Genomic DNA, 22,260 nt, shown 5'->3' on the forward strand with positions numbered 1-22,260 from the left:
TTGGGACTGAAGATCTACAAGTGTAAGAGCTGCGAAAGGTACACTCTCCAAGAAAAGTGTCCTGCATGTGGATCAATCGCTGTGGATCCCAGTCCTGCAAAATTCTCTCCAAAGGACCCATACGGAAAATACCGCCGATTGGCAAGGAAGGATGAGTTATGCAGGAAATAAAAGTAATTCGACTGAAGGATGAACTTCAACTGAGAGAACCAATATTCCTTGTGGGCCTTCCCGGAGTGGGTCATGTGGGGAAACTCGTTGCTGAGCACCTTATTGAAGAGCTTAATGCCGAGAAAGTGATCGAGATATACTCACACCATTTTCCTCCGCAGGTTCTTGTTGACGAGAACAGCGAAACGCACATGGTCAATAATGAGATGTACATTTGTAATACGGACGAGTCGGACATCCTTATTTTAGTAGGTGATCATCAGAGTACCACAGCCCAGGGTCACTACCAGCTTTGCGATCTCTACCTTGACATTGCAGAAGAGCTAGGGGTTAAAAGAATTTATACGCTTGGAGGCTTCCCTACAGGACAATTGACATATTCGGAGGAGGTTCTCGGAGCAGTTAATAATCCGGACCTCAAAGAAGAGCTGCAAAAATCAGGAGTAGTGTTCAGAGAGAACGAACCCGGCGGAGGGATCATAGGTGCTTCCGGCCTGCTTCTGGGATTGAGCAAGTTCAGGAAGATGGATGCAGCTTGCCTGATGGGACTTACTTCCGGGTATCTTGTAGACCCCAAGAGTGCACAATCACTTCTGCGGGTAATATGCAAGCTATTTAACATCGAGATAGATGAAGGCCCTCTTGAAGAACGGGCAAAAGAAATGGAAAAAATTGTTGCACGGCTTAAAGAAGTTGAGCAGCAACAACAGCAGCCGACCATACCACAAGCCAGTATAAGGGACGAGGACCTGCGATACATCGGTTGAAGGTGTCTGATGATCATCAACGCAGACCTCCATCTGCATTCTAAGTACTCAATGGCCTGTTCAGGCAAAATGGACCTTCCGACGATCGCACAAGAGGCTGCAAAAAAGGGCATAGATCTGGTCGCAACCGGGGATTGCATACATCCCCAATGGATGAAAGAGATCAGGGAAGCTTCTGTCAATGATGAGAACATCATTCTTGGCAAAACTACTTTTACACTAACCACAGAGATAGAGGACAATCATCGTGTCCATCATCTTTTGATACTTCCTTCTATATCCAAGGCCGAAGAGCTTGCAGAAACGATGGCCAGGCACGGCAACCTTTCTTCTGATGGACGCCCTACTGTACGCCTTAACGGAACAGAGATCGCTGAGATAGCCAGGGATATTGGTGCCCTGATCGGACCGTGTCACGCCTTTACTCCCTGGACTGCCATGTATGCCTACCACGATTCCCTGAAAAGCTGTTATGGAGACATGACTGATTATATATCATTCCTGGAACTTGGCCTGAGCGCAGACAGTGATTATGCGGACCGTATAAGCGAGCTCCACAGACTGACCTTCCTTACAAATTCCGATGCACACTCCCCGACTTCCAACAAACTTGCAAGAGAGTTCAACAGAATAGAAGTGCCGGACACATCTTTTGAAGGATTGAGAAAAGCCATCCACAGGGAGAACAATTACCGAGTCATAATGAACGTAGGGTTCTACCCTCAGGAAGGAAAGTACAACGAATCAGCCTGCATTAAATGCTTCACTCACTACTCCCTTGAAGAAAGTGTTTCAAGCAAATGGAAGTGCAGTGTTTGCGGAGGACGTATCAAGAAAGGTGTATATGACAGAGTCAACGAGCTTGCAGACCTTCCGCAACCCGTTCATCCTGACCATCGGCCTCCCTACGTGCACCTGATGCCCCTCTCTGAAATTATAATGATGGCTCTGGGACATGCAAGCATCAACACTAAAGGAGTACAGGATGCATGGAACGCACTTCTTGACAGGTTCACAGACGAACTGGAGATACTTCTCCATGTACAGCCTCAAAACATGGACTTTGTAGATAAGAGAATCGTTGATGCAATAATTGCTTTCAGGGAAGAAAAGGTTATTCTCCATCCGGGAGGCGGTGGACAGTATGGGCATATTGAACTACCTCCCGATATCGGAGCAGGCAAGGCAGCAGGAAAAGAAGATGATGGCAAAAGTAATAAAAAGAGCCAGAGCTCCCTGTTTGATTTCTAATTTTGCACTTGTAAAAGCTCGATACCTATATAAGATATAACAGCCTTCCAACACTGCGTGCCGAGGTGGCAGAGCGGACTAATCCGACGGCAAAACAGTCCCGGAGTCCAAACGCGACCGGCTCGAGACCGGTTTCTCTGGAAAGAGTGCTTGGGTTCAAATCCCAACCTCGGCGTCAGTTTCACAGTTAAACGCCCAACACTTTCACCCTACTTATTTTCAAGATATATAGGGGGAAAAGGAAGTATTGGATATGGGACTGTATGACTACAAAAAGGATATTGAAGCTGCTGAAAAAAGGATAGTCGAAGCGGCATATTCACAAAAAAACAAGGACACTATTTTTGCTTTTGTGAATGTATTGTATGCAGAAGGCCTATCGGATGCAAGGATCCTCAAATATCTGAGCCAATTGAACATCCTCAGCGGAAAGTTCGGCAAGGATTTTGACCAAGTCACGATGACCGATATGTACCGTTTTCTGGCTGAACTGGAGAGATCTGACAAGAAACCATGGACTAAACAGGGGTATAAGGTCACAATAAAACGTTTCTTCCGTTGGCTTAATGGAGGGAAGGAAACAGAGATGACCGAGTGGATCAAGACTCCTATAAAACAGTCGGATCAGATGCTTCCAGAAGAGCTTCTTTTAGAAGAAGAGTGCATGAAAATGATTGACTATGCCGACCACCCCCGAGACAAAGCAATCGTAGCATCTTGGTATGATGCAGGAGCTCGCGTAGGTGAAATTGGAGAAGTCAAAATAAAGCATGTTGTTTTCGATGATATTGGTGCATTTGTAATGGTAAAAGGGAAAACGGGAATGCGAAGAGTAAGACTTGTTTTCAGTGCACCATATATTGCCAAATGGCTGGACATCCATCCGCTAAGAGAAAATCCTGATGCTCAACTCTGGGTGAATATCGGCCACCGAAATTTTGGAAAGGAAATGAAGTATGGAGCTATTCGAAAAGTAATAAAAGTGACAGCAAAGAAAGCAGGCATTAAAAAAAGAGTTTATAATCATCTATTCCGGCATTCTAGAGCCACAGATTATGCAGGTTTCATGTCACAGGCACAGCTTGAGATGCATATGGGCTGGAAACATGGGACCAGGATGTCTGCAACATATCTTCACCTTCAGGGAGGGCAGGTAGACAATACAATACTTGAGCACTATGGGCTGAAGGAGAAAAAAGAAAGAGCATCAGAGCTCATCCCAAGGAAATGTTTAAGGTGTAAGACCATGAACGGCCCAACTTCAGATTTCTGTTGCAGTTGTGGAATGGCTCTTAATGCAGTTGCAGCAACAAACAGTGATAACATGCAACAACTTGGTATGCAGTTGCTTCTTGAGATTGGTGCACAGAATCCAAAGGATGCTCAGGAATTACAGAGTTATTTAAATAAATTGAAAGAAGCGTTATCTAAATGTGATCATGGTTAACATCTGACCAATAACTGGTAGCATACGAAATCAAGAGCAGCGCAGCACTGAGAAATAAAAGGTTGGTTGGTATTTTTTGAATTTATTTGGTCATGCTGCGCCACGCTTCACATGACAGTCATATAATTATTTAAAGTTTCCTAAATAGAGTTGGCATCTCACATGAATAATTAATGGCTTTATGTTCATATCTCCATGCTACATTTATATCGTAAACAAGATATAAGAGACATGGTTTCAAGGGGATGATACAATAAAAACAAAAGAAATACTCATACTTGCATTGATAATAGTCGCTGTGTCAGGTTGTGTATCAACAGAACCTGTTAATAACGATCATATTGAAAGCGATTTACACTCAGATATTCCAGACTCCACTACAAATGATCCTTCAGCTGGTTCACAACCATCTTTGCCTGAACCAACACTGCCTACCATCAACCAGAGTATCCTAACAGTACATTTCATTGATGTTGGCCAGGGCGATTCTATCCTCATCCAGATTAACGATAAGAACATGCTTATCGATGCCGGAGATAACAGGGCAGGAAACACTGTGGTATCTTACCTTAAAAACAATAGTGTCACTGAGTTGGATGTAGTGGTGGCTACACATGCACATGCTGACCATATAGGCGGAATGGTGACCGTTTTGAACAACTTCAATGTCAAGCGGTTTATTGACAGCGGAAACCCTCATACTACCAAGACCTATGAGAACATGCTGATAGCTATCGACGAGAAAGATATACCTTTCAGTCTTGCAGAAGCGGGTCAGACCATAGGCCTTGACCCATCCACCACCATCACTATACTCAACCCTGCAGAGCTCACAGGTGACCTCAACGATGATTCCGTTGTCATCAAGCTGACCTATGGTGATGTTTCTTTCCTATTCACAGGAGATGCGGAAACACACGCGGAGGACAAAATGATTGCTGCAGGATACGACATTAACAGTGACATTCTCAAGGTTGCTCATCATGGTAGCAGGTCATCAACCAGTTCTGACTTCCTGCAGAAGGTCGATCCAAATATCTGCATAATTATGGTTGGTGCAAATAACCGCTATGGACACCCACATCAAGAGATCATTGACAGGCTCAACCTCTTTGGATATGAGGTGTATAGGACAGATCTTGATGGTGACATTGTCGTTAAAACTGATGGGAAAGAATACACTGTGGAAACTCAGAACAAGGGATTGGTATTTCCATCAATATCTATAGCCTTTGAATTGATGGCAGAAGCATAGGAGAAGTTATGATGAAGAGCAGTTTCAAGGCATCGCTGGACAGGGTGGAAGAAAATATTGCAGTGCTTCATGTCAGGGATGAAGAAACCATAAAACTGGATATTCCTTTATCCCTTCTCCCAGTTGGCTCAAAAGAAGGAGATATTCTAGATGTTAGCATTCTGAAAGATGTAGAGGGTACGGACGATGCAAAGAAGAGAGTATCTTCACTGCTAGAGAAACTGAAAAATAAACATCAAGATGGGTGAAATATCTCCAGAACTTTCATTTTTAGTAGTCAGCATTTTTTCTTAAAAGCCTTGAACAAAATTCATTCGTCATTCAAAGAGTGCTGAAATTTCGGCTCTGTAGAAATCCTTGCTTTCCACGCAAGAATGGAAGTTATTAATAATTTGTAATGTACTTCAGAGTGATGACAGTCATTGCATATTCACGTCTGTTGATACTGGTTGTGATAGGTTTCCATAGAATCATTTAGCCAACAACTAAAAAAGCATTTTATTATTTAATCATCAACTTTTTCTATGGCACATATACCATAAGGCTAAGTAAGATTAGTAACTAAGTTATATTTGGTAGTGAGAGTTGATGTCTTTATTTTTAGGCATCTTGATTTGTAATTTCAACACATTGAATTTTATGTGTTTAGACAAGTGTGTTAAAATGGAGTGCATAAGATGGTACAAACAGCTATTATGGATAGTTTATACGGTATGATAACCGTATTGGTCGCTTTTATCCCAATACTGATAGCAGTAATCCTTCTTCTGATAATTGGCTGGATAGCAGGAAGGGCTTTGGGAAAGATTGGATCAAAGATCCTCGATAAGGTGGGATTGGATGACCTTATAAACAGAACATCTATTGGAAGAATGATAGAGAGGACAGAATTCACTGTTGTGGAACTGTTTGATGCAGTGATAAGATGGTTTGTATATCTAGTCTTTGCAGTCATTATTATAGACCTTTTACAAATACAGATCGTTGCAGCCTTTATGACAAGCATAATTCTATACATCCCCTTGATACTCTCAGCACTGGCAGTGTTGATAATAGGTCTACTCCTTGTTGATTTCCTTGCAGGTCTTATAAAGAATGTCCTTATCGCCACAGGCATTGATGAACGCCTGGAAAGAACATCCATTGGCAGTGGGATGAGGACCAGTGGGATTACCTTTTCTGGGCTTATAGCCGGAATTGTGAAGGTCTTTGGTTACCTGGTCTTCATACTGGCTGCACTGGATATCCTTAACATGATACTCATTGCAGACATTGTCGCAGCCATGATAGCGTATCTGCCAAACCTGTTTGCCGGTATTCTGATACTGGTCATAGGTCTTCTTGCCATTGACCTGTTTGCAGATTATATCGGCAGCTTCATGAAGAACATGAGTGTTGAAGGCAGTGAAATATGGGTTCCTGCACTAAGGGGCTTCCTTGCGCTTGTAGTGATACTGCTTGCCCTTGACGCAATGCTCATCGACACAAGCATATTCTACATACTTCTCAATCCGCTTGCATGGGGTATTGCAATTGTAGTAGCATTCAAGTGGGGCATAAAGGATGCTCTTGTGGCCTATGCAAGAGAAAAGAAGTAATAAAGGAGCAGTAGTAGAAATGAATAAACTGAATAGTAGGCAATGAAGTGCGTCTGCCCGGCATTCGTAGCCGGGCTTACTTTTGTAAAATTCAGCACTTCGTTAAAATGGAGTTCATGGATCGGCTCTATAGAAATCCTAGATTTTGGTTCTTGTGTCAATAAGTAACCAGTGAATCAATATGAGCCACTGTCGTGCAGACAGGGCTCTTCCAAAACATATCTCTAATAAAAAACAAGTTTGTTCCAATATTTACATTTTAAGCGTTCTTTTTTGACTTTTCTGCAAGTTTTCCTATCCAGATGGTCATTATAACTGCTAGGATGGTTACAAAGATTGCATATGCCCAGATGCCTGAGGAAGCAAGGAAATATAGTGGTCCACCCTCTGCAAATAATGACTTTATGGCATCATTCCATGCAAGTGCAGCTATCAGTCCGAATGCTGCAGTTATGAGTGCAGCCAACTTCTCAATCACTTCTTGGTTCAATAAAATTCCTCCTTTTAGTTTCAGAACTTACATATAATGATACCTATATACATTTAAAGATTATCTAGTTTTTCAACTTTTTTAGTTTCAATACGTAACCAGTGAATCCACGTGAGCCACGGTTGTGCAGAGGGGAGCTTTCCAGAACTGCAGATCCTGGTTGTCGACCGGCCCTTTGGTGCCATCCAGAACAGCCGGTGTTCCATAACCTGCTAAGGCTATGTTTGCGGCCTTTCCCTCGTATTCTACGAGCAGCCACCTACGGTCGTACATGGCCTGCTGGATGAATACCTGGAAGACGCCAGTCTCCGGGTCGACCTGACCCATTATGTCCCTGTCCGGTACGTCGCTGCTCTCAATAATAATCTTGTATGCTCCCAGGATCACGTTGCCATTCTGGTCCTTCGCGTGCCCACTCATCACGACCCCCACCACGCTCTCCGCCCAGCTCCTGGTCAGCCTGAATAGTGCAAATAAAAATAACCTCTTTGAAAGGGGTAGGGTGTTATTCTCCAGGTGATCTGCGTAGAACCAGGTTAGTGGCCTAAATGCTACCGGGACATTTACTGGTTCTGGAGTGCTTATGCCTAAAAAGTCTGGCCTCTTTGTGAAGGACCGCTTAGACCAGGCCAGGGTATTGTTCTCGATATGATCAGCATACCTCCAAACAAGTGGTCTGTGGAATACTGGCACGCCTACTGGGTGGGGAGTGTTCGCTGGGTATTCCAACAGCCTTGTCGGATTATCCAGATACATAGTATAGGTCAAGTGGGTCAAAACAGGACTATACCTGCCATCGCTGTAAAAGTAAACCCTAGCCCGCCAGTATTTACCCGTGTATCCTCCGGTAAATATCCGGCCACCGTAGCCTGTGTAAAAGTCAGCCGGATCGCTCGGGCCAAGCCAAGGTGAGAAGGTTTCCATATCGTCGCTGAACATCAGCCGAACCTTCAGGCTGGCTCCCTCAACACCCGAAACGTGCCCGATCTGCAGCAGGTCCAGGGTGTTCATATTATCATAATGGTGCCACCAGGTCTGCTGGATGTAGCCTTCGCTCTTGTACCGCTCCATCCGGATGTTTAAAATGGTGACCCAGTTGTTAAATAAAATATCGGTGGTCACGTTGTTGGTGCAGCGGACCCGGAATTTCCAGGAAGTTGATAAAATGTTCACTACCTGGTTGGCGACAATCGCGGAGCCGTTCCTGCTCCAGCGAACCACTCCGGTGTCGTCTATCAATTCTAAAATAAAATAGCTCGAATGAAGATTTATATTGAAATCGAACGTCATTTTATAAAAACCGAAGCTGTCAAAAATAAAAGACTTGCTCTGATAGTTGGCATCAATTCTTGTATATGTGGTAAGGGCTGAAAGGGCCAGGTGGATCGTTTTCGTGTTCGCGTCCACGCTGTGGCTCGATGTCAGAAAACCATCATCTACTGCTATGTCGGCCCCGTAGGATGGCTCGGTTTCCTCTATCTGCAGGGTGAACTGCTGGGTGGACCGGGTGTAAACTGTATTGTTCCCAGTCGCGTCCCAGTGTAATTGTTCCCCGTACCCTGTGTGTACGTTGTGGTGGCCCGGCTGGGTTCGAACAAGCTGCTGGTTGGGCTGCGGGTTTCCCCTCCCTGCTATCTCTAAAGGAACCCCGACGTGCTCACTGGGCATGGGTGTTCTGGCCTCCTTATGCCACGTATTTTATGGCGTAGTATAACGTGTTTGCGCTATTCGGTGACTGGATAGCCTTGCAGATGTATTTCGTTGTTGCTCCCTGGACGGCTATCACGTCCCCGTCGACCAAGCCGGATTCTGGCGAATATTGAAAGAATAGTTCAGACTGGCCTATCGGCATATATTCAGCAGCATCATTGCAGTAGAGGGGCTTTACAAAGTAGACCTTCCCGCTTCCCGTGCTCTTAAATGCGTACCATTTACCTTTCCAGAACTGGATGCCAGATGGCTTAAAATCATTTTGGTTAGACATGAAAGCAAATGCCCTTATGTATCCGCGCATATATGAGGCGCATCCGTCCGGGATACTGTTGTGGTTCATCTGACAGTAGCACACAAAATTTGTCAGGCCGTCGCTGTATTCCTTAGCTGTCATACGCTCCACTGTACAAATAAATGATGCCTGGGCATTGTCTGTCGCGTTCGGTTCCGGGACGGCCATTATTGTAAACCCGGTAGCATCCGTCCAGAGGAAGTATGTTAGTAGAAGTGTTCCCATGTCCGCAACCACGGTGTTGCCGCCGGTCCTCGCTTGGAACGGGATTATTGTCTGCGATTCGGAGGATGCCTGTGATGGATAGGTATTGTTCACGTAGTCCCAGGACGACGAAAGTGTCACCCTTAGTCCCTTCCCTCTACGACTGCTTGCAAAGGTTATAATATTTGAATTTACGCACTCTAATGCGATCCAGATGTCCTGGGCGTCGCCTGTAAATCTCAGACACCTTCTGGCGTTGTTGTTCAGTGTGCCGACCGTAGTCCACGACGGGTCCCCGTCTACCCAGTTGGCTGAACTGGCTATTATCTGGTTTGCTATGTCTTCGATTAATGCCGGCAGGGTCTTTGCTCCGCTTGAAAATCCCATGTTCTATCTCTCCAATTATGCTGTTTCTACGTACCAGGACCCTGTTAAGATCCGGCCGCCATTGTTCAACTCGTCTAGCTCTCTGGCTACGTTCTTTTCTACGGTCCCGACCTGGACGGCCATTATGCTGCTGCCTTCCTTGACCTGGGTCCCTCCTTGATCTATCGGGTCGCCTGTGACCGCCACAGCTCGCTCTTGTAGCTCGTCGCTGCAGTACATTATCTTGCTCCGCAGGTCATATCCTGTCATCAGGTTGCCGTTTACGTAAGTTCCCTTGTAAGTCGAGGTGATGTAGATCTGGGCCACGGTGACCTGACCTCCGGGATCAAGCTCCCAGAAATATTCGCCAGGTGGTAAAGGCTCGAATATCATGTGCAGGGCCCGGCTTGGGCCTACGTGCTTGAAAAGAGTTTCCTGGATCAGGTTGGTCTTGTCCGGACTATCGTATATTCGAACAGGTAGGTCCCTGCCTCCGCCATCGTCCAGGGCTATGATCAATCTATCAAACCAGTGTTCTGCGGTGAAACGGGCTCCGTATGGCAAGCTCAAAAACTGACCGGCTAATATTCCATCGATCCTGGTCTCTAGAAATTCACCGGTTTCCGGTCTGACCTGGACGTATAATATCCCCTGGCCGCTACCTGTTATCTTACCTACTGTCATTCTGGTGTTTCTCCTCTTGAAAATATGATCTTATTGTTGCCGTAAACCTCGAAGCGTAGGGCTCCGCTGGTGCTCTTGACTTTGAAATTCTGCATATCTAAGTCTGATTCAGCCGGGCTTGTCCAGCCTCCTCCCCCTCCGGAAACAATCACCCTGTCATTGTCAACTGGCAAAACTATGCTTTCCCCTTGACCAAGGACCCTGGCAGTGACAGTTCCTCCCCTGTTAAGGTCCACAGTGGTTGTTGAGGAACCAACAATAGGGGCTGCTGCAATACCTATCTCCGAGCTTGGCATGGATGTGAGCACATCGTACACAACCGCTTCAGTATCATCGACAACGTTGGGAGTGACAGAGTAAGATCTGAGTCTGCTCTGGCTGAGGTCCCTGTCAGGAACGCATACGATGTTCACACTGGAACCATGCTCATCCTTGATGTGAGTGATCTCAACTATCCGAACCCAGTTCTCTCCTGTCATTCCAACAGTGTAGAGGGCATTTTCGTATTCTGTCCAGCCATCGAACTTGACCAACTGATAAAGTTCAGTATCATGTCTTTGAGTAAGGTTTGCAGTTATCCTCTTGATAGGGAAATTGAACAAAGAATAGAGTTCTTGGGCTCGCTCATCCGCTGACTGCTGACTGCTTACATAGGGCGATGGATATTCCATGTACTCCCGGGCCTTAGCGGTCCCATTGGTCACATTAGGACTCTCTTCTATCCCTTTGAACCACTGGCCAGCAGGGTTACACCCAACAGCATAGACACGATTATATTTGTCCTCTGACGAGTTTACAACAGCAATATCAATGGTATCGCCGTCTATCCGCTCGAGGATTGCAGGGGTTGGAAGATCCAGACCATCTGTTACATTATCGATCTGGTTAGACCTTACGAAATACGCTCTGGATATCCAGATAGGAGACTGAGATGTTCCTGTATTATTCCACTTGACCTCAAAAACGCAATTATAGTACTCTGCAATATCGCTGATAGCATCCATTTTTGTCTTATCTGGCCTGAATACGAACTCCTTTTTAGGTATTGCAGGAGGTGGGGTATTGACCTTGTAAGGCTCGATCCCGCTGATTATCTGCCAATTCACACCACCCAGCAGTTCCTCGATGTACCAGTTCACACTCTCATCTGCAGGCAATACCAGCAGTTCCTCGGGAACGAACTGTCTTGACAGGAACCAGCCGTGGTCATAAGCAAATATCTGGACCATTGACCCTGCGTTCTTTAGCGTGTAAGCTTCGTCGGGAGCAGTAACGCCATAAAAGACAGTTCTATCGACACCATCATTATCTTTCAGCTGCACAGGCACATCAGTATAGTTTGCAGGAATATCCACATCCGACATGCTTGCTTCCATCTGCCAGAAAGCGTCACTTATCGACTTGGATATCCTGATAGAACTAAGAGGATAATTATCTAGGCCTGTCATGCAGTATGCCTCACAAAATTGATATTGTATGTGTACTTCCCACTGCCCTTGATGAGCTCTTTATATCGAACCGGCGGAGCAATGTAGCATTTTGTGAACGACTCTGAATCTATGACAAGGGTTCCGGAGGAGCCTAGCTTCCCGAGCAGGTTGGATATCTCAGTGAAATCCTCTGTGTAGCATTCGAAGGTCCTGGCAAACTTCTGCTCGGGCGAAGCCTGGATATACACTTTGCCTGACAGCAGGGTCGTTTGCTTGAAAGGTGCATCGACTGCGATCTCCCCTTCTTTAATGACAGATAGTGTTACTCCATCAAAGGATACTGCCACTCTCAGTACCCCCTACGAACATGTTTTTGTCTATTGTACTGTTCAAGGTCCCTGACAAACTTCTCGAAAGGATAATCTGCAGACAGGTTGACGTTCTGAATAACGAACTCATCACCTGCATATGTGTTATTGGTGGTACTGGTGCTTGTGGAGAAGTTTCCAGCTACACTGGTCAGACCCGAGGACAGCATGGCATCCATCTTCCCAACTGACCTCTTAATAGGGGACACAAAGAATGCATCCCAGTTTGGAAGCTCCGATAACGGTCCAACCTTTGCGGGGCTATGAGGTAGATATCTTGAGATACCCGAGAATACATTCGAGACCGTAGATGTCAGAGGATTCACCATTGCCTTGATGCCGTTGATGAAGTTCTGTATCAGGTCCTTCCCTGACTGGTAGAAACTGCTGCTAGCAGATGTGAATATTGAAAGTATAGGCTCAAGTGCATCAGATATGATAGAATAAAGGAAACCCATGCTGTTCTGGGCTATGTTCTGTAAGGTCTGCCAGGCTCCTGCCCAGTCACCTGTAAGGACCTGAGAGAACAGCAGTATGAGATCGAGCACCTGTTCAAGGACGTATTCAAATGTTCTCAGAACCAGAGGCAGCCATACCATAATATTATCTACAACATGGTCTGCAATGTATGAGATCAATGTCCCGAGGATGGATATGATGACAGATACTGCAGATGCTATCGTGTCTCCGTTTGCTGCCCACCAATCACTGATCTTGTTCATGGTATTGGATACGAGATCTTTCACGAGAGGAATGAGCGGTTCAATTGCTGTTCGAATGTTCTCCAGAGTTTCCCTTACAACGGGAGATACTTTGTCCCAGCTCTTCCAAATCAGAAATGCACCCAATACTAGAGCAGCAATTGCTATTCCCACTGGCCCTGTAATTACTGCAACTATGCTACCCAGTGCTCCGGCCAGCCCGGCGCCACCTAGGAAAGTTGTCAGTGTTCCAATAGCCCCGATTGCAGAACCTGCTATTATGAGGATAGGACCAATCACTGCAGCCACAGCAGCAATTGTCACTATGAGCTCTATTATTGGTTTGGGTATCCCGGACACAACATTGAGGACATCCGTGAAAGCCCTGACAAGAGGCATGAACCCTTCTGCAATAATGTCTCCGAAGGTTATCATTACACCTTCCAGTGCGGACTTCAGTTCACGCATGACCCCACCCGGTCCACCCTCCATCTCCTCGGCCATCCTGGCAGCAGCTCCTGCAGAGCTCTCCAGCAATTTCGTCTGCTCACGTATAGCATCAGAACCCGCAGATAGGAGTGCGATCATACCAGGTCCTGCTTCCTGGCCAAAGAGTGCCATTGCATCTGCTGTGGACAAACCAACTGTACTCAATCTCTCAATGATATCTGTAAAAGACTGCGTGGTGGGGTCAATATCAGCAAGTGTGAGCTGGTATTTCTCAAGTACCCTGGCAACCTCGGCTGTCGGATCTGCAAGCCTTGTCATTGCACCTCTTAATGCAGTACCTGCACGGCTTCCCTGGACACCAGCATCTGACATCTTGCCTATTATGGAAGCTGTCTCTTCCATGGATATACCCATGGCAGCTGCAAGAGGAGCAACGTAGGACATTGCCTCTCCCAGCTGGATGATATCGGTGTTCGATGATGCAGACGCTTTGGCCAGGACATCTGCCACTCTTCCGGCTTCAGTTGCTTCCAGGTTAAAACCGGTGAGCACGTTCGATGCGATATCGGCAGCAGTTCCGAGGTCGATGGCTCCAGCTGCAGCAAGATTGAGCATGTCGTCGATGGACTCCATGACCTCGGATGTGGAGAATCCTGCCATTGCAAGGTACTGCATACCTTCTGCAGCTTCACTTGCAGAAAAACGTGTAGTTCGGCCAAGCTCCCGGGCTAAGTCGGTCATCTGTTTGAATTCATCGCCTGTTGCACCGGAGATGGCCTTGACCTTTCTCATGGAGTCATCAAAAGAGGAAGCAGTATGAAACGCCACGGCACCAAGTCCCAGGACAGGAGCGGTAACGTAGGTGGAGAGCGTTTTCCCGGCAGAGGTCATTTGTTTACCTGCTTCCTGGAACTTCTTTCCCATCTGGCTAGCCTGTGAGCTCACGTCCTCAAAAGCCTTCTTTATCTGGCTGATATCCCCGATGATGGAGACTATGAGCTCACCAACAGAAGCCATGTTCACTCTCTTTTTATCCTGTTTCCGTAAAGTTCGTAGAATTTATTCAGATCCGGTCTGTCACTATTGCCTGCTTCACTTGCCTTTTCCTGGCCTCCAAGAGCCTCTCCAAGAACACTCCAGAATATCTTTGCCTGCAGTTCTATGGATTTAATCCCTTTCTCATAGTAGAGCATGACCTGGTTCATCGACATACGGTCCAGCAGATGTTCCGGGGTGGCCCAGGAGTACATGATCCCCATCTGGGAGAAAATGTCCCCGATGGTCACTGACAGTTTTTTTCAGGATCCTCGGCAGGTTTCATCTCCTCAAGTTTCCGGACGATCGGCTCCAGGACGAACTTTGAGAACTCCACAAGGGTGAACATGTCCACATTGTCCATGAGCCAGTCTGCGGTTATCTTCGGGTTTGAGCGCTGGCATGCGGTTGCTACGACCTCGACAAAGCCTTGGATGTTCTTCCCTTCCTCAAGGCTTCGGACCTTCTCCGGAGAATCGGTCATATCGATGAGTTTCAAGGTTGCCCTTGTTGAGAACACTGAAACATCAACCTCTTCACCTGCGACCCTAGCAAGCCGTTTAGGAGGAACGATGGTATCGAAATCCTTCATGATATCAGAGCTCATGTTCAGACCCCCTGCTCATCGTATATCTCAAAAAGCTGGTCACCAGCAGTCCTGGTAACATCGAGGACGCCTTTCATCTTCAGGTGTGGCATTGCCGGGTCATCACCGTCATCTGCAGGGAACTCGATGTTCTGTCCCTCGTTAACTGTGGCCTTGTAGAGTGTGATCCTGAATATCTTACCATTCTCATCGGTGTTGGTTATGCGGACCACACGGTCTGATATTGTGGTCTTGCCACCGCTCTTGAGGGTCACTGCGGAGTTTGGAGTATAAGAGTAGTCCACCAGCACTCCTTCTCCGTCAATGATCACAGAGGATGCTGCCACTCTGGCGATGCAGGTGTATCCGGCACTGTCCACGGCTATCACGTAGTCGGTGTTCTGGACAGCTGCATTGCTGCTTGCATCGGTGACAACGATAGAACCGACCTCAGTACCATCCCCGTCCTTGTGTTTAAGTCTCACAAAATCAGTACCATTGAGGATATGGGCTTCATTTTCTACAGACACCGGTGTCCCGGCAACGGCTGCATAGGTGTCAAGGCCACCTCTGATAGTGTTGAGGTTTGCCAGGTCGACCTCCATCATGTCGCCTTCGATATAAGCTACATGCTCCTTAATGCCTACCTTCACGACGCCGGCATTATCTGATCTTACCTCTACGTCTTCCCATTCTTCCTTGAAGACGGCACTACGGATCGCTCCGATGTTAACAAGCGTTGCAATCGAGGTTCCTACCTCAAGCTTCCCGGACCCAAACCTTATGGACCCAGAGTTCTGTACTGTTGTCTGTGCCATTTTTTTTCACCTAGATGTGTATGATCTTGAAATCAACAGGCACATGGAAGAGACCGGTCTCGTCCTCGATAGCATCATGAGAATTCTCGTAAACGACCTGCTTGATATGGTTCCCCGATGCTACGCCTTTGTACCTTACAAGACAGTTCATCGCTGCCTCGGATAATGTTTGTACTATTACGAATGATTCTGCCCAGCATGAGACCTGGTACCTTGGCGTGCCATGACCTGTAATGTGGTCAATTGGATTGCTTATCTTGTGAATGCTTATTGCAGGCAGTGGACAGTCCAGTGGCAATCTAAGCGGATAGATCCGGTTGCCGGTAAGGCCCGTCACCGTATTGTCTGCAAGCAGCAGGTTCCTAAGAGCTCCATGTATCGAGGTCATCTGTAGCTCCTGATAACTTTCTCAAGTTTGAGGGCAATGGCTCTCTCGACCTCGTCCGTGTTCTCATCCAGCGCAGGCCGGAGGAACGGTCTTGGCGGCTGATGATATCTCCGTCCCAGTGAATCAGTATCATTGAACCCTTTCTCAAGACGCATTGCGTAGTTCATGGTAGAGCCTACCATCACCTCACACCTTTCACTTGATCTCTCCACGTATATCGGACTCACCTGTGCAATGTTGCGGAACAGATTACCGGTTATCCTGTGTGGGAAGTTGTCACCGCCTTTTCTTGAGTTCTCCTGAGCAGCTCTAACAACCACGTCTGCTCCTGCAAGTGTACCTTCCTCCAGGACATCAGCAATGTCCTTACCTAACTCTTTCAGGGTCTTCTGCAACTCCTCCAGACCGTTGACCTTCATTTTGAACATGATCAGCTCCCAAGGAACACTATCTGGACCACAATTCCCGCTATCTGCAGGACCACAACAACAGCCAGGCCGATGAAAGCGTTCCTTCCAAGCCATCTGTTCTGCCGCTCTTCCAGCATACGGATCCGTTCCTCGTGGTCCTCGATGGAACATTTCTCAAGCACACGGATCCTCTTCTCATGATCGTCAAGCTGGCAGCTCATCTTGTCGATACCGGCACGAACATGCTTGACATCGATATGGGTCTCAATTATCTTGTCATAGGTTTCCTGGTCGATATCCATCATTTCACTGCCTTGAGATCGCATTCATAGTGATGCACGGTGTTTGCCATGGGCCAGAAGACGGGCTTTACGGCTGTAACTTCGTAAGTGTTAGAGAATTCAGGGATGGTGCTTGTGATCGTTTGACCCTCTGTAACTGTTACGGTAGACGGAAGTATAATAAATAGTTCTGAGACAACGTGCTCTCCGCTATCCTGTGAGATCATCCGGCCATTACCCGGGATAAAACGACAGGCTGATGCAGCAACGGTGGTTGTGTATACAGGTGAACCGTACTCATCCTGGCCTGACTGGATCCTGGAGACAATACTGCAGGTATGAACAAGTCCGATATCGTGGATCATCATTCCTCACTGTTGACCGCCTTAATGCCTGCTCTTGCGTACAATATTGAAAATCCAGAAGTTGCGTACCTGTATTTCCTAATGTACTTTTCAGCGAGCTGTTCATGTCTGGCGATATCAACGTCGATACTGTTGGATTGGGATTCGTTGCCAAGTTTGATCTGTGCTGCCAGCTCTCCTGTGAACTTCATCTTCTGGAGGACCAGTGCAGCGGACAGGTGAATGCAGGCAGTGCTTAGGATATCATGATCTGCATCAACACTGGACCCCGTGTTCAGGGCAACAACATTGCTGGCATGATCAATGATGACAGCAATATCGTCATCTGTGAGATGTTTTGGATCTACGATCGCTCTGACCTCAACTACAGTGCACAGGCCCACTCGCTCACTTCCGTTTTCTGGCTGTTGTTGTGTCTGGAGGGGTTTGATCTGGCTCAGGCATATCTACAAGGATAAGGACAGAATTGCCCAGCCCTAGAGCTCGTTCTGCGGGGATGTCAAGCACATCCCCCTGCCTGAACTTCATCTCCTTTCCATCAACATCGATAGCAAGATTGTTCACACGTATCTGTACTTTGACCATGTTCTCACCTCAGATCGCACTGGTCTTGCAGATTGCCACGTTCTGTTTGATCCTCAGGATACCGGCACTATAGACACGACCATTGAGGTCGCCTGTATCGGGATGCTTTGAATCGACCCCATGCTCTGTCCTGAAGTCGGATGTCAGATAGAAATCAACATAAGGCTCTCCGAAGTTCTCTGTAGGACAGACAAGTCCGGTACCTGCAGTAAGAGTATTGGTACCAAATATCTGGCCTCCGTTTAGCATGTCCAGGATGTCCTGCATTTCTTTGATACCGTTAGCACTGCGACTGGCCATCAGCTGCCTGCGCTGGGCGGTTGCAAGTACCCAGTTGAAGGAAAGGCTGTCAACAGGGATGCCATCATCATCCATGAGCTCATAGACACCTGCCAGAGCATCGGTGGCATTGCCATAGGTCCCAAAGTCCTTGGTCACAGAGTAATCGTTGCCTGCACCCTCATAGAGGCCTTTGAGATCGTAATTTGTACCATCGTTGCTGATACCCATTATGATGGCTGTATTCTCTGCCTTTGCTGCCCTGTACGCAGCTGATATAGCAGATGCCCTATCAACGTCTACCCCGTTTCTAAGCCAGCTTCCATATATTCGCCTATCAACAGTGTAGTCTTTCCAGTAGACAGGTACCTTTGAGTTGGTCAGATATACCTCGACCTTATCCTCGTTACCATCGCGGAAACCGTACGATACGTACCCATCACTGACGTCAGTGATCTTGCCCCAGTCAACGGAAGTGATACCGAATCCCTTCTCCGGGGTCACATGCACGAGTTTCCTCCCGATGAGCGCGTTCCTGATAGCAGGTACAAGAGAGGAATCAATTTCTTTAGAGAATGTTGCGAGTGCGTTTGTCATTTTATCACCTCATATGAGACTCAGTACCACAATGTCTGCAGCTGCAGAGGTAGCATCAACGGATTGCTGTGCTATCGCGACAACAAGTCCCTCGTCGGGGATGGAACCACTGACTATTGCTCCGTTTGCTGCTCCGGATGTAACCGGGGTAGCTCCAGAATCAATTACAAGAGATGTTGCAGCGGAAAGCTCACCGTTTGCAGCAGCTACAAGTCTTGTTCCCTTTGTGACGTTCTGGCCCGATGCAAGTCTGCCAACTATCAGGAAGCTTCCACCGTACAGGATAGCTGCCATGTCATTCTGGGCGTAAATGGTGTCAACATCTGTAGGCATGAAAACGGGATTTGTCTGCTCGTATCCAAGCCAGCCCAGCGCAGGACCACCTGCAGTGTTCACTACCATGTCATCATCATTGGTACCCCTCTTGACCAGACGGCCCGGGTACATGTTCGTGGCAGTCTCGACCTTAAGCTCCTGAGTAAGGGGACTACCGCCTGCCACTATCTTGTTGACCGGTTTCACCACACCTGAGTATGTCATTATGCCACCACCCATTCTTTCTTAGTGCTATCCCATCTACCGACAGTCCCGGCTCCGGTTGAGCTGGGGTATCTGATGCTTTCAGCAGATGCTCCGAGCTTTATGCTTCCAAGGTCCTGTGCAAGCTTCTCGATATCCGATGCTGTCAGATGCTGGTAATCTTCAGATTTTGTTTCGAGGTTCAGGTCCTTTCTGGCAGCTGTAAAACTATCCATTGCAATGGCCCTTCTCTGCTCTTCCTTGTAGGCCACGATCTTTGCAGTGGCAATCTCGTCTGCTTTGCTTGCAACAAGTTCCTGCACCTTTTCCAGAGGGACAGAGGTTGCCTTATCCTTTTCATAAGAAGCGGCCACTTTTTCGAGAGCCTTGACCTTCGTTTCAAGTTCTGTTCTGGCAGCTTTCAGGCCCTCGATCTCCTTGTTCTTAGATGCATTGTCCTTTTCGAGCTCAGCAAGCTTTTCATCCGGTGAAGGATCTCCACCGTTGTTAGGATTGTCTTTGTTGTCTGTCATAAGATCACCTGATGCGATGACTTTGAATTGATGAATATTACGTACCGCTACCTTTCCTTCCTCAGCTGCCGCTATGCTCCATATTGCCTGCTCCCACGCAGGATTCTGGACAAGTGTAAGGGACCTGGCCTGGATTCCATTGGCCCAGTTATCGTTAATTGAATCGGCCAGAGAATAGACACTCCAGGTGTTTTCCCAGGTCCCTTCCTGGATCTTTCTTTCAGCCACAGAGTCGGTTACTGATGCTCTTGCTTTGATCTCGGATCCTTCACGCCAGGCGTCGATGACCCTGCCTATCTCAGCGTTTGGATCCTCCGAAAAGTCACATTCGTGTGGAGCATCCCGTGGACATATTCGCAGAACAGAATTCTTGAGAGAGGATATGGCATTGTCTGCTTCTGAAGAGGGAATGCCCCATCCATTCTTGTTTACCTCGTCGAGTGGAAATGCAGTACCTTCAATAATTATAGCCATCGACAATCAAGTACAAATACAACACCTATAAAAAGATTATACAAAAGAAAACTAGCAAACAAGCAAGATGGATTATCCACTTTTGCGCTTTCTCCACTTATAAACCAGGATTAGGAGAACAAGAATAATAAGAAGCGGTAGCGCAAAATAATGTAGCAGAGTGAGAATTAATATGATAATTACAAATAATAAATAGGAAGCAGCGTTCATTAAACGGGACATTTCCAATGTCTTGAAGTTCATTTTATTATCATTGTTGTATCCATCGGAGTCGGTCTTGATAAGCAGTGCGTCTTCTCCACCATGCGAATAGGTAATTCCGGTTAATACATAGCCACCATCATTGGTTTGCCGGACGGAAAAACCTCGATCTTCTCCATCACCACCAAACATACGATCCCATTCCTTATTGCCCTTTGAATCGGTTTTGATAAGCTGGATATCGTAACCGCTTCCTGCAATGATGTAACCATCATCCTTTGTCTGCCTAACATCTTCCCCTTCTATCTCCTTAATCCATTCCTCGTTGCCTTCAGAATCGGTTTTTACAAGCCAGTCTCCGCCGATAATATAACCGCCATCGATGGTCTGTTGGACGGACCGGCCGTTTTGATATCCTCCCCGGCCAAATACCCGATCCCACTCTTTATTGCCCTTGGAATCAGTTTTAATGAGCCAGATATTATCTCCATACCCATAGGAGGATGTAGACCCTGCAACAATATAGCCACCATCAGTTGTCTGCTCGACGGAAGAACCGAAATCATCATCTTCCCCTCCAAATGTGGTATTCCACTCCATATTGCCAACGCTGTCGGTTTTAATTAGCCAGACGTCACGCTCATCTCCCGTATAAGTACCAGTTATGATGTAACCGCCATCGGAAGTCTGCCGGACAGATCGACCTGTGTCATCGTTACTTGCATTAAAAACCTTCATCCATTCAAAAGTGCCGTTTGCAGTTGTTTTAATCAGGCAGGCGCCTTCCACGAGATGATGCTCTCCACCTGCCTCCCAGTATTTGTGGTAGTAGCCGGTTACTACATACCCACCATCAGAAGTTTGCTCAACACAATATCCTCCCACGTTCTCACCGTACTCCCCGAAGAGAACGTTTTCCCATCTCTCTTCCTGTGACTCCCCAGCTGTCCCACTGACAACAATCACCGATAAAAAGAAGATTAAAAATACAGCCGTGCAGAATTTCCCTGCTGTGAACGACGTTGCTTTTTTACACATAACATCCCTTTTGGTTGAGTCGTACTGGAAGATAAATTAATTATTCCAAAGTATTAAAAGTATAAAGGAGTTGTGAATCTGTAGAATCTACTAGAAAGATGGTGAATTGGTACTGACTAATTAACACTATTCACCATTATACTGAATGCTCGCACGATTTGTGATTTTACACTGGCTCCTGCCGGATCTCATCCCATGAGTCGTCAATTATGGCTTTTGTGATTTTGCGCTGGCTAAAGGAAACTCTTATTGTATGATCTGTGAGCGATTCAGTCAACACTTCATCCGAGTGGTCACCGTAGCCTCCATGGATGCTGGTGAATGTGTAAATCAACAGATGTGTTGAAGGTAGTTCATCTTGTCGAATATGTTCGTCTAATGTCAGGTTTGAACCATCAAAACTGTAAGTTGGCATAGAAGTGATCCACTGTTCGACTATTTCTTGTGCCTCTTCAAAAGAAGGCTCTAATGCAAGCAATTTCACAAAAAGCATGTAATCTTCGATTTGATACAATTCTTCAGGTTGATATTCTGGAGAATCTGAATCAATGGTTAAAGTATGAATTATGCCATTCTGTAATACAATTACTTCCAAAGTACCAGAGCCTGAAACATCTGGTTGGATCTTCTGTGCCTGAGAAGAAGAACTGATCTCAAGGAAGGGTTTTTCTTTCAACGTATAAGGAGGCTGTTTCCACTGATATTCGATCATTGGCCGGGTATAGTGTGCTTTGAGTTGATGGGTAAGGCTGTAAATACTGAGGTCCATGGAAGTTGAATTAATTATTAACTCCTGTATTTCCATATCAGTAACTGAAGTAGTTACATATTTCATGGACAGTATAGTTGCATTATTTAATATTGTAACTTCATCCTGATTCTGTTCTGCACACCCCGAGCTCATCAGAATTAAAAGAAGAAACACTATGATTGTTTTTGTATGCGTCATAAATAAATATATATG

28 protein-coding genes and 1 tRNA gene are annotated in these 22,260 nt (G+C 46.5%); 8 read left to right on the top strand and 21 right to left on the bottom strand.

Annotated features, from left to right (window positions below):
- From QZZ22_RS00635 to QZZ22_RS00670, 8 genes are all read left to right on the top strand, one after another.
- Positions 1-171, top strand: coding sequence for an RNA-protein complex protein Nop10 (locus tag QZZ22_RS00635; RefSeq protein ID WP_292461604.1), 171 nt, complete (start codon positions 1-3; stop codon positions 169-171).
- Positions 159-938, top strand: a complete 780-nt coding sequence (locus QZZ22_RS00640) for a proteasome assembly chaperone family protein (protein ID WP_292461605.1) — start codon at positions 159-161, stop codon at positions 936-938. Before QZZ22_RS00635 ends, QZZ22_RS00640 begins: the two co-directional genes overlap by 13 nt.
- A 9-nt stretch (positions 939-947) precedes the next feature.
- A complete protein-coding gene (locus QZZ22_RS00645; protein WP_292461607.1) occupies positions 948-2,189 on the top strand; it encodes a TIGR00375 family protein in 1,242 nt (413 codons plus the stop codon).
- Positions 2,190-2,248: 59 nt separating this feature from the next.
- A tRNA-Ser gene (locus QZZ22_RS00650) sits at positions 2,249-2,364 on the top strand.
- A 78-nt stretch (positions 2,365-2,442) separates the two neighbouring features.
- Complete coding sequence (locus QZZ22_RS00655) at positions 2,443-3,636, top strand: tyrosine-type recombinase/integrase (RefSeq protein ID WP_292461608.1); 1,194 nt, start codon at positions 2,443-2,445, stop codon at positions 3,634-3,636.
- A gap of 298 nt (positions 3,637-3,934) precedes the next feature.
- A complete protein-coding gene (locus QZZ22_RS00660) occupies positions 3,935-4,891 on the top strand; it encodes a ComEC/Rec2 family competence protein (RefSeq protein WP_292461610.1) in 957 nt (318 codons plus the stop codon).
- Positions 4,892-4,902: 11 nt separating this feature from the next.
- Positions 4,903-5,139, top strand: a complete 237-nt coding sequence (locus tag QZZ22_RS00665) for a DUF3006 domain-containing protein (RefSeq protein WP_292461612.1) — start codon at positions 4,903-4,905, stop codon at positions 5,137-5,139.
- A gap of 429 nt (positions 5,140-5,568) precedes the next feature.
- Positions 5,569-6,489, top strand: a complete 921-nt coding sequence (locus QZZ22_RS00670; RefSeq protein WP_292461614.1) for a hypothetical protein — start codon at positions 5,569-5,571, stop codon at positions 6,487-6,489.
- A 259-nt stretch (positions 6,490-6,748) separates the two neighbouring features.
- Here the strand turns inward: QZZ22_RS00670 and QZZ22_RS00675 are convergent, their stop codons facing one another.
- From QZZ22_RS00675 to QZZ22_RS00775, 21 genes are all read right to left on the bottom strand, one after another.
- Positions 6,749-6,979 carry a DUF5654 family protein gene (locus QZZ22_RS00675; protein ID WP_292461616.1) on the bottom strand — a complete coding sequence of 77 codons (231 nt, stop codon included), beginning with the start codon at positions 6,977-6,979 and terminating at the stop codon, positions 6,749-6,751.
- Positions 6,980-7,066: 87 nt separating this feature from the next.
- Positions 7,067-8,647, bottom strand: a complete 1,581-nt coding sequence (locus QZZ22_RS00680; RefSeq protein ID WP_292461618.1) for a hypothetical protein — start codon at positions 8,645-8,647, stop codon at positions 7,067-7,069.
- Between the two features lie 16 nt (positions 8,648-8,663).
- Positions 8,664-9,575, bottom strand: coding sequence for a hypothetical protein (locus tag QZZ22_RS00685; RefSeq protein WP_292461620.1), 912 nt, complete (start codon positions 9,573-9,575; stop codon positions 8,664-8,666).
- A 15-nt stretch (positions 9,576-9,590) separates the two neighbouring features.
- On the bottom strand, positions 9,591-10,124 hold the full coding sequence (locus tag QZZ22_RS00690) for a hypothetical protein (RefSeq protein WP_292461622.1): 534 nt from the start codon (positions 10,122-10,124) through the stop codon (positions 9,591-9,593).
- Between the two features lie 110 nt (positions 10,125-10,234).
- Positions 10,235-11,686 (bottom strand): hypothetical protein, encoded by a 1,452-nt coding sequence (locus QZZ22_RS00695; protein ID WP_292461624.1) that lies wholly within the window; start codon positions 11,684-11,686, stop codon positions 10,235-10,237.
- The gene (locus QZZ22_RS00700) at positions 11,683-12,015 is read right to left on the bottom strand and encodes a hypothetical protein (protein ID WP_292461626.1); all 333 of its coding nucleotides are present in this window, start codon (positions 12,013-12,015) and stop codon (positions 11,683-11,685) included. Before QZZ22_RS00700 ends, QZZ22_RS00695 begins: the two co-directional genes overlap by 4 nt.
- Before the next feature lie 2 nt (positions 12,016-12,017).
- Complete coding sequence (locus QZZ22_RS00705) at positions 12,018-14,204, bottom strand: phage tail tape measure protein (RefSeq protein ID WP_292461628.1); 2,187 nt, start codon at positions 14,202-14,204, stop codon at positions 12,018-12,020.
- Positions 14,205-14,206: 2 nt separating this feature from the next.
- Positions 14,207-14,473 carry a hypothetical protein gene (locus tag QZZ22_RS00710; protein WP_292461629.1) on the bottom strand — a complete coding sequence of 89 codons (267 nt, stop codon included), beginning with the start codon at positions 14,471-14,473 and terminating at the stop codon, positions 14,207-14,209.
- Positions 14,470-14,829, bottom strand: a complete 360-nt coding sequence (locus tag QZZ22_RS00715; protein WP_292461631.1) for a hypothetical protein — start codon at positions 14,827-14,829, stop codon at positions 14,470-14,472. The genes QZZ22_RS00710 and QZZ22_RS00715 overlap by 4 nt, the downstream gene beginning before the upstream one ends.
- 2 nt (positions 14,830-14,831) lie before the next feature.
- The gene (locus QZZ22_RS00720) at positions 14,832-15,626 is read right to left on the bottom strand and encodes a hypothetical protein (protein WP_292461633.1); all 795 of its coding nucleotides are present in this window, start codon (positions 15,624-15,626) and stop codon (positions 14,832-14,834) included.
- Between the two features lie 10 nt (positions 15,627-15,636).
- Entirely contained in the window at positions 15,637-16,014 is a 378-nt protein-coding gene (locus QZZ22_RS00725) for a DUF3168 domain-containing protein (RefSeq protein ID WP_292461635.1), read from the bottom strand.
- Positions 16,011-16,442 (bottom strand): HK97-gp10 family putative phage morphogenesis protein, encoded by a 432-nt coding sequence (locus QZZ22_RS00730; protein ID WP_292461636.1) that lies wholly within the window; start codon positions 16,440-16,442, stop codon positions 16,011-16,013. The genes QZZ22_RS00725 and QZZ22_RS00730 overlap by 4 nt, the downstream gene beginning before the upstream one ends.
- Positions 16,443-16,444: 2 nt before the next feature.
- On the bottom strand, positions 16,445-16,729 hold the full coding sequence (locus tag QZZ22_RS00735; protein WP_292461638.1) for a hypothetical protein: 285 nt from the start codon (positions 16,727-16,729) through the stop codon (positions 16,445-16,447).
- Complete coding sequence (locus QZZ22_RS00740; protein ID WP_292461640.1) at positions 16,726-17,070, bottom strand: putative minor capsid protein; 345 nt, start codon at positions 17,068-17,070, stop codon at positions 16,726-16,728. The genes QZZ22_RS00735 and QZZ22_RS00740 overlap by 4 nt, the downstream gene beginning before the upstream one ends.
- Complete coding sequence (locus QZZ22_RS00745; RefSeq protein WP_292461642.1) at positions 17,070-17,453, bottom strand: hypothetical protein; 384 nt, start codon at positions 17,451-17,453, stop codon at positions 17,070-17,072. The genes QZZ22_RS00740 and QZZ22_RS00745 overlap by 1 nt, the downstream gene beginning before the upstream one ends.
- Positions 17,454-17,457: 4 nt before the next feature.
- Positions 17,458-17,655: a hypothetical protein gene (locus tag QZZ22_RS00750; RefSeq protein ID WP_292461643.1), complete on the bottom strand. Its 198-nt coding sequence runs from the start codon at positions 17,653-17,655 to the stop codon at positions 17,458-17,460.
- Positions 17,656-17,664: 9 nt separating this feature from the next.
- Positions 17,665-18,531, bottom strand: coding sequence for a family 1 encapsulin nanocompartment shell protein (locus tag QZZ22_RS00755; RefSeq protein ID WP_292461645.1), 867 nt, complete (start codon positions 18,529-18,531; stop codon positions 17,665-17,667).
- A 9-nt stretch (positions 18,532-18,540) separates the two neighbouring features.
- Positions 18,541-19,071 carry a hypothetical protein gene (locus tag QZZ22_RS00760; RefSeq protein ID WP_292461647.1) on the bottom strand — a complete coding sequence of 177 codons (531 nt, stop codon included), beginning with the start codon at positions 19,069-19,071 and terminating at the stop codon, positions 18,541-18,543.
- Complete coding sequence (locus QZZ22_RS00765; protein ID WP_292461649.1) at positions 19,071-20,057, bottom strand: hypothetical protein; 987 nt, start codon at positions 20,055-20,057, stop codon at positions 19,071-19,073. The genes QZZ22_RS00760 and QZZ22_RS00765 overlap by 1 nt, the downstream gene beginning before the upstream one ends.
- A 72-nt stretch (positions 20,058-20,129) precedes the next feature.
- A complete protein-coding gene (locus QZZ22_RS00770) occupies positions 20,130-21,224 on the bottom strand; it encodes a hypothetical protein (protein ID WP_292461651.1) in 1,095 nt (364 codons plus the stop codon).
- 238 nt (positions 21,225-21,462) lie between these two features.
- Positions 21,463-22,245: a hypothetical protein gene (locus QZZ22_RS00775; protein WP_292461653.1), complete on the bottom strand. Its 783-nt coding sequence runs from the start codon at positions 22,243-22,245 to the stop codon at positions 21,463-21,465.
- Positions 22,246-22,260 lie beyond the last annotated feature (15 nt).

This window comes from Methanolobus sp. (assembly GCF_016278365.1).
Classification (GTDB): domain Archaea; phylum Halobacteriota; class Methanosarcinia; order Methanosarcinales; family Methanosarcinaceae; genus Methanolobus.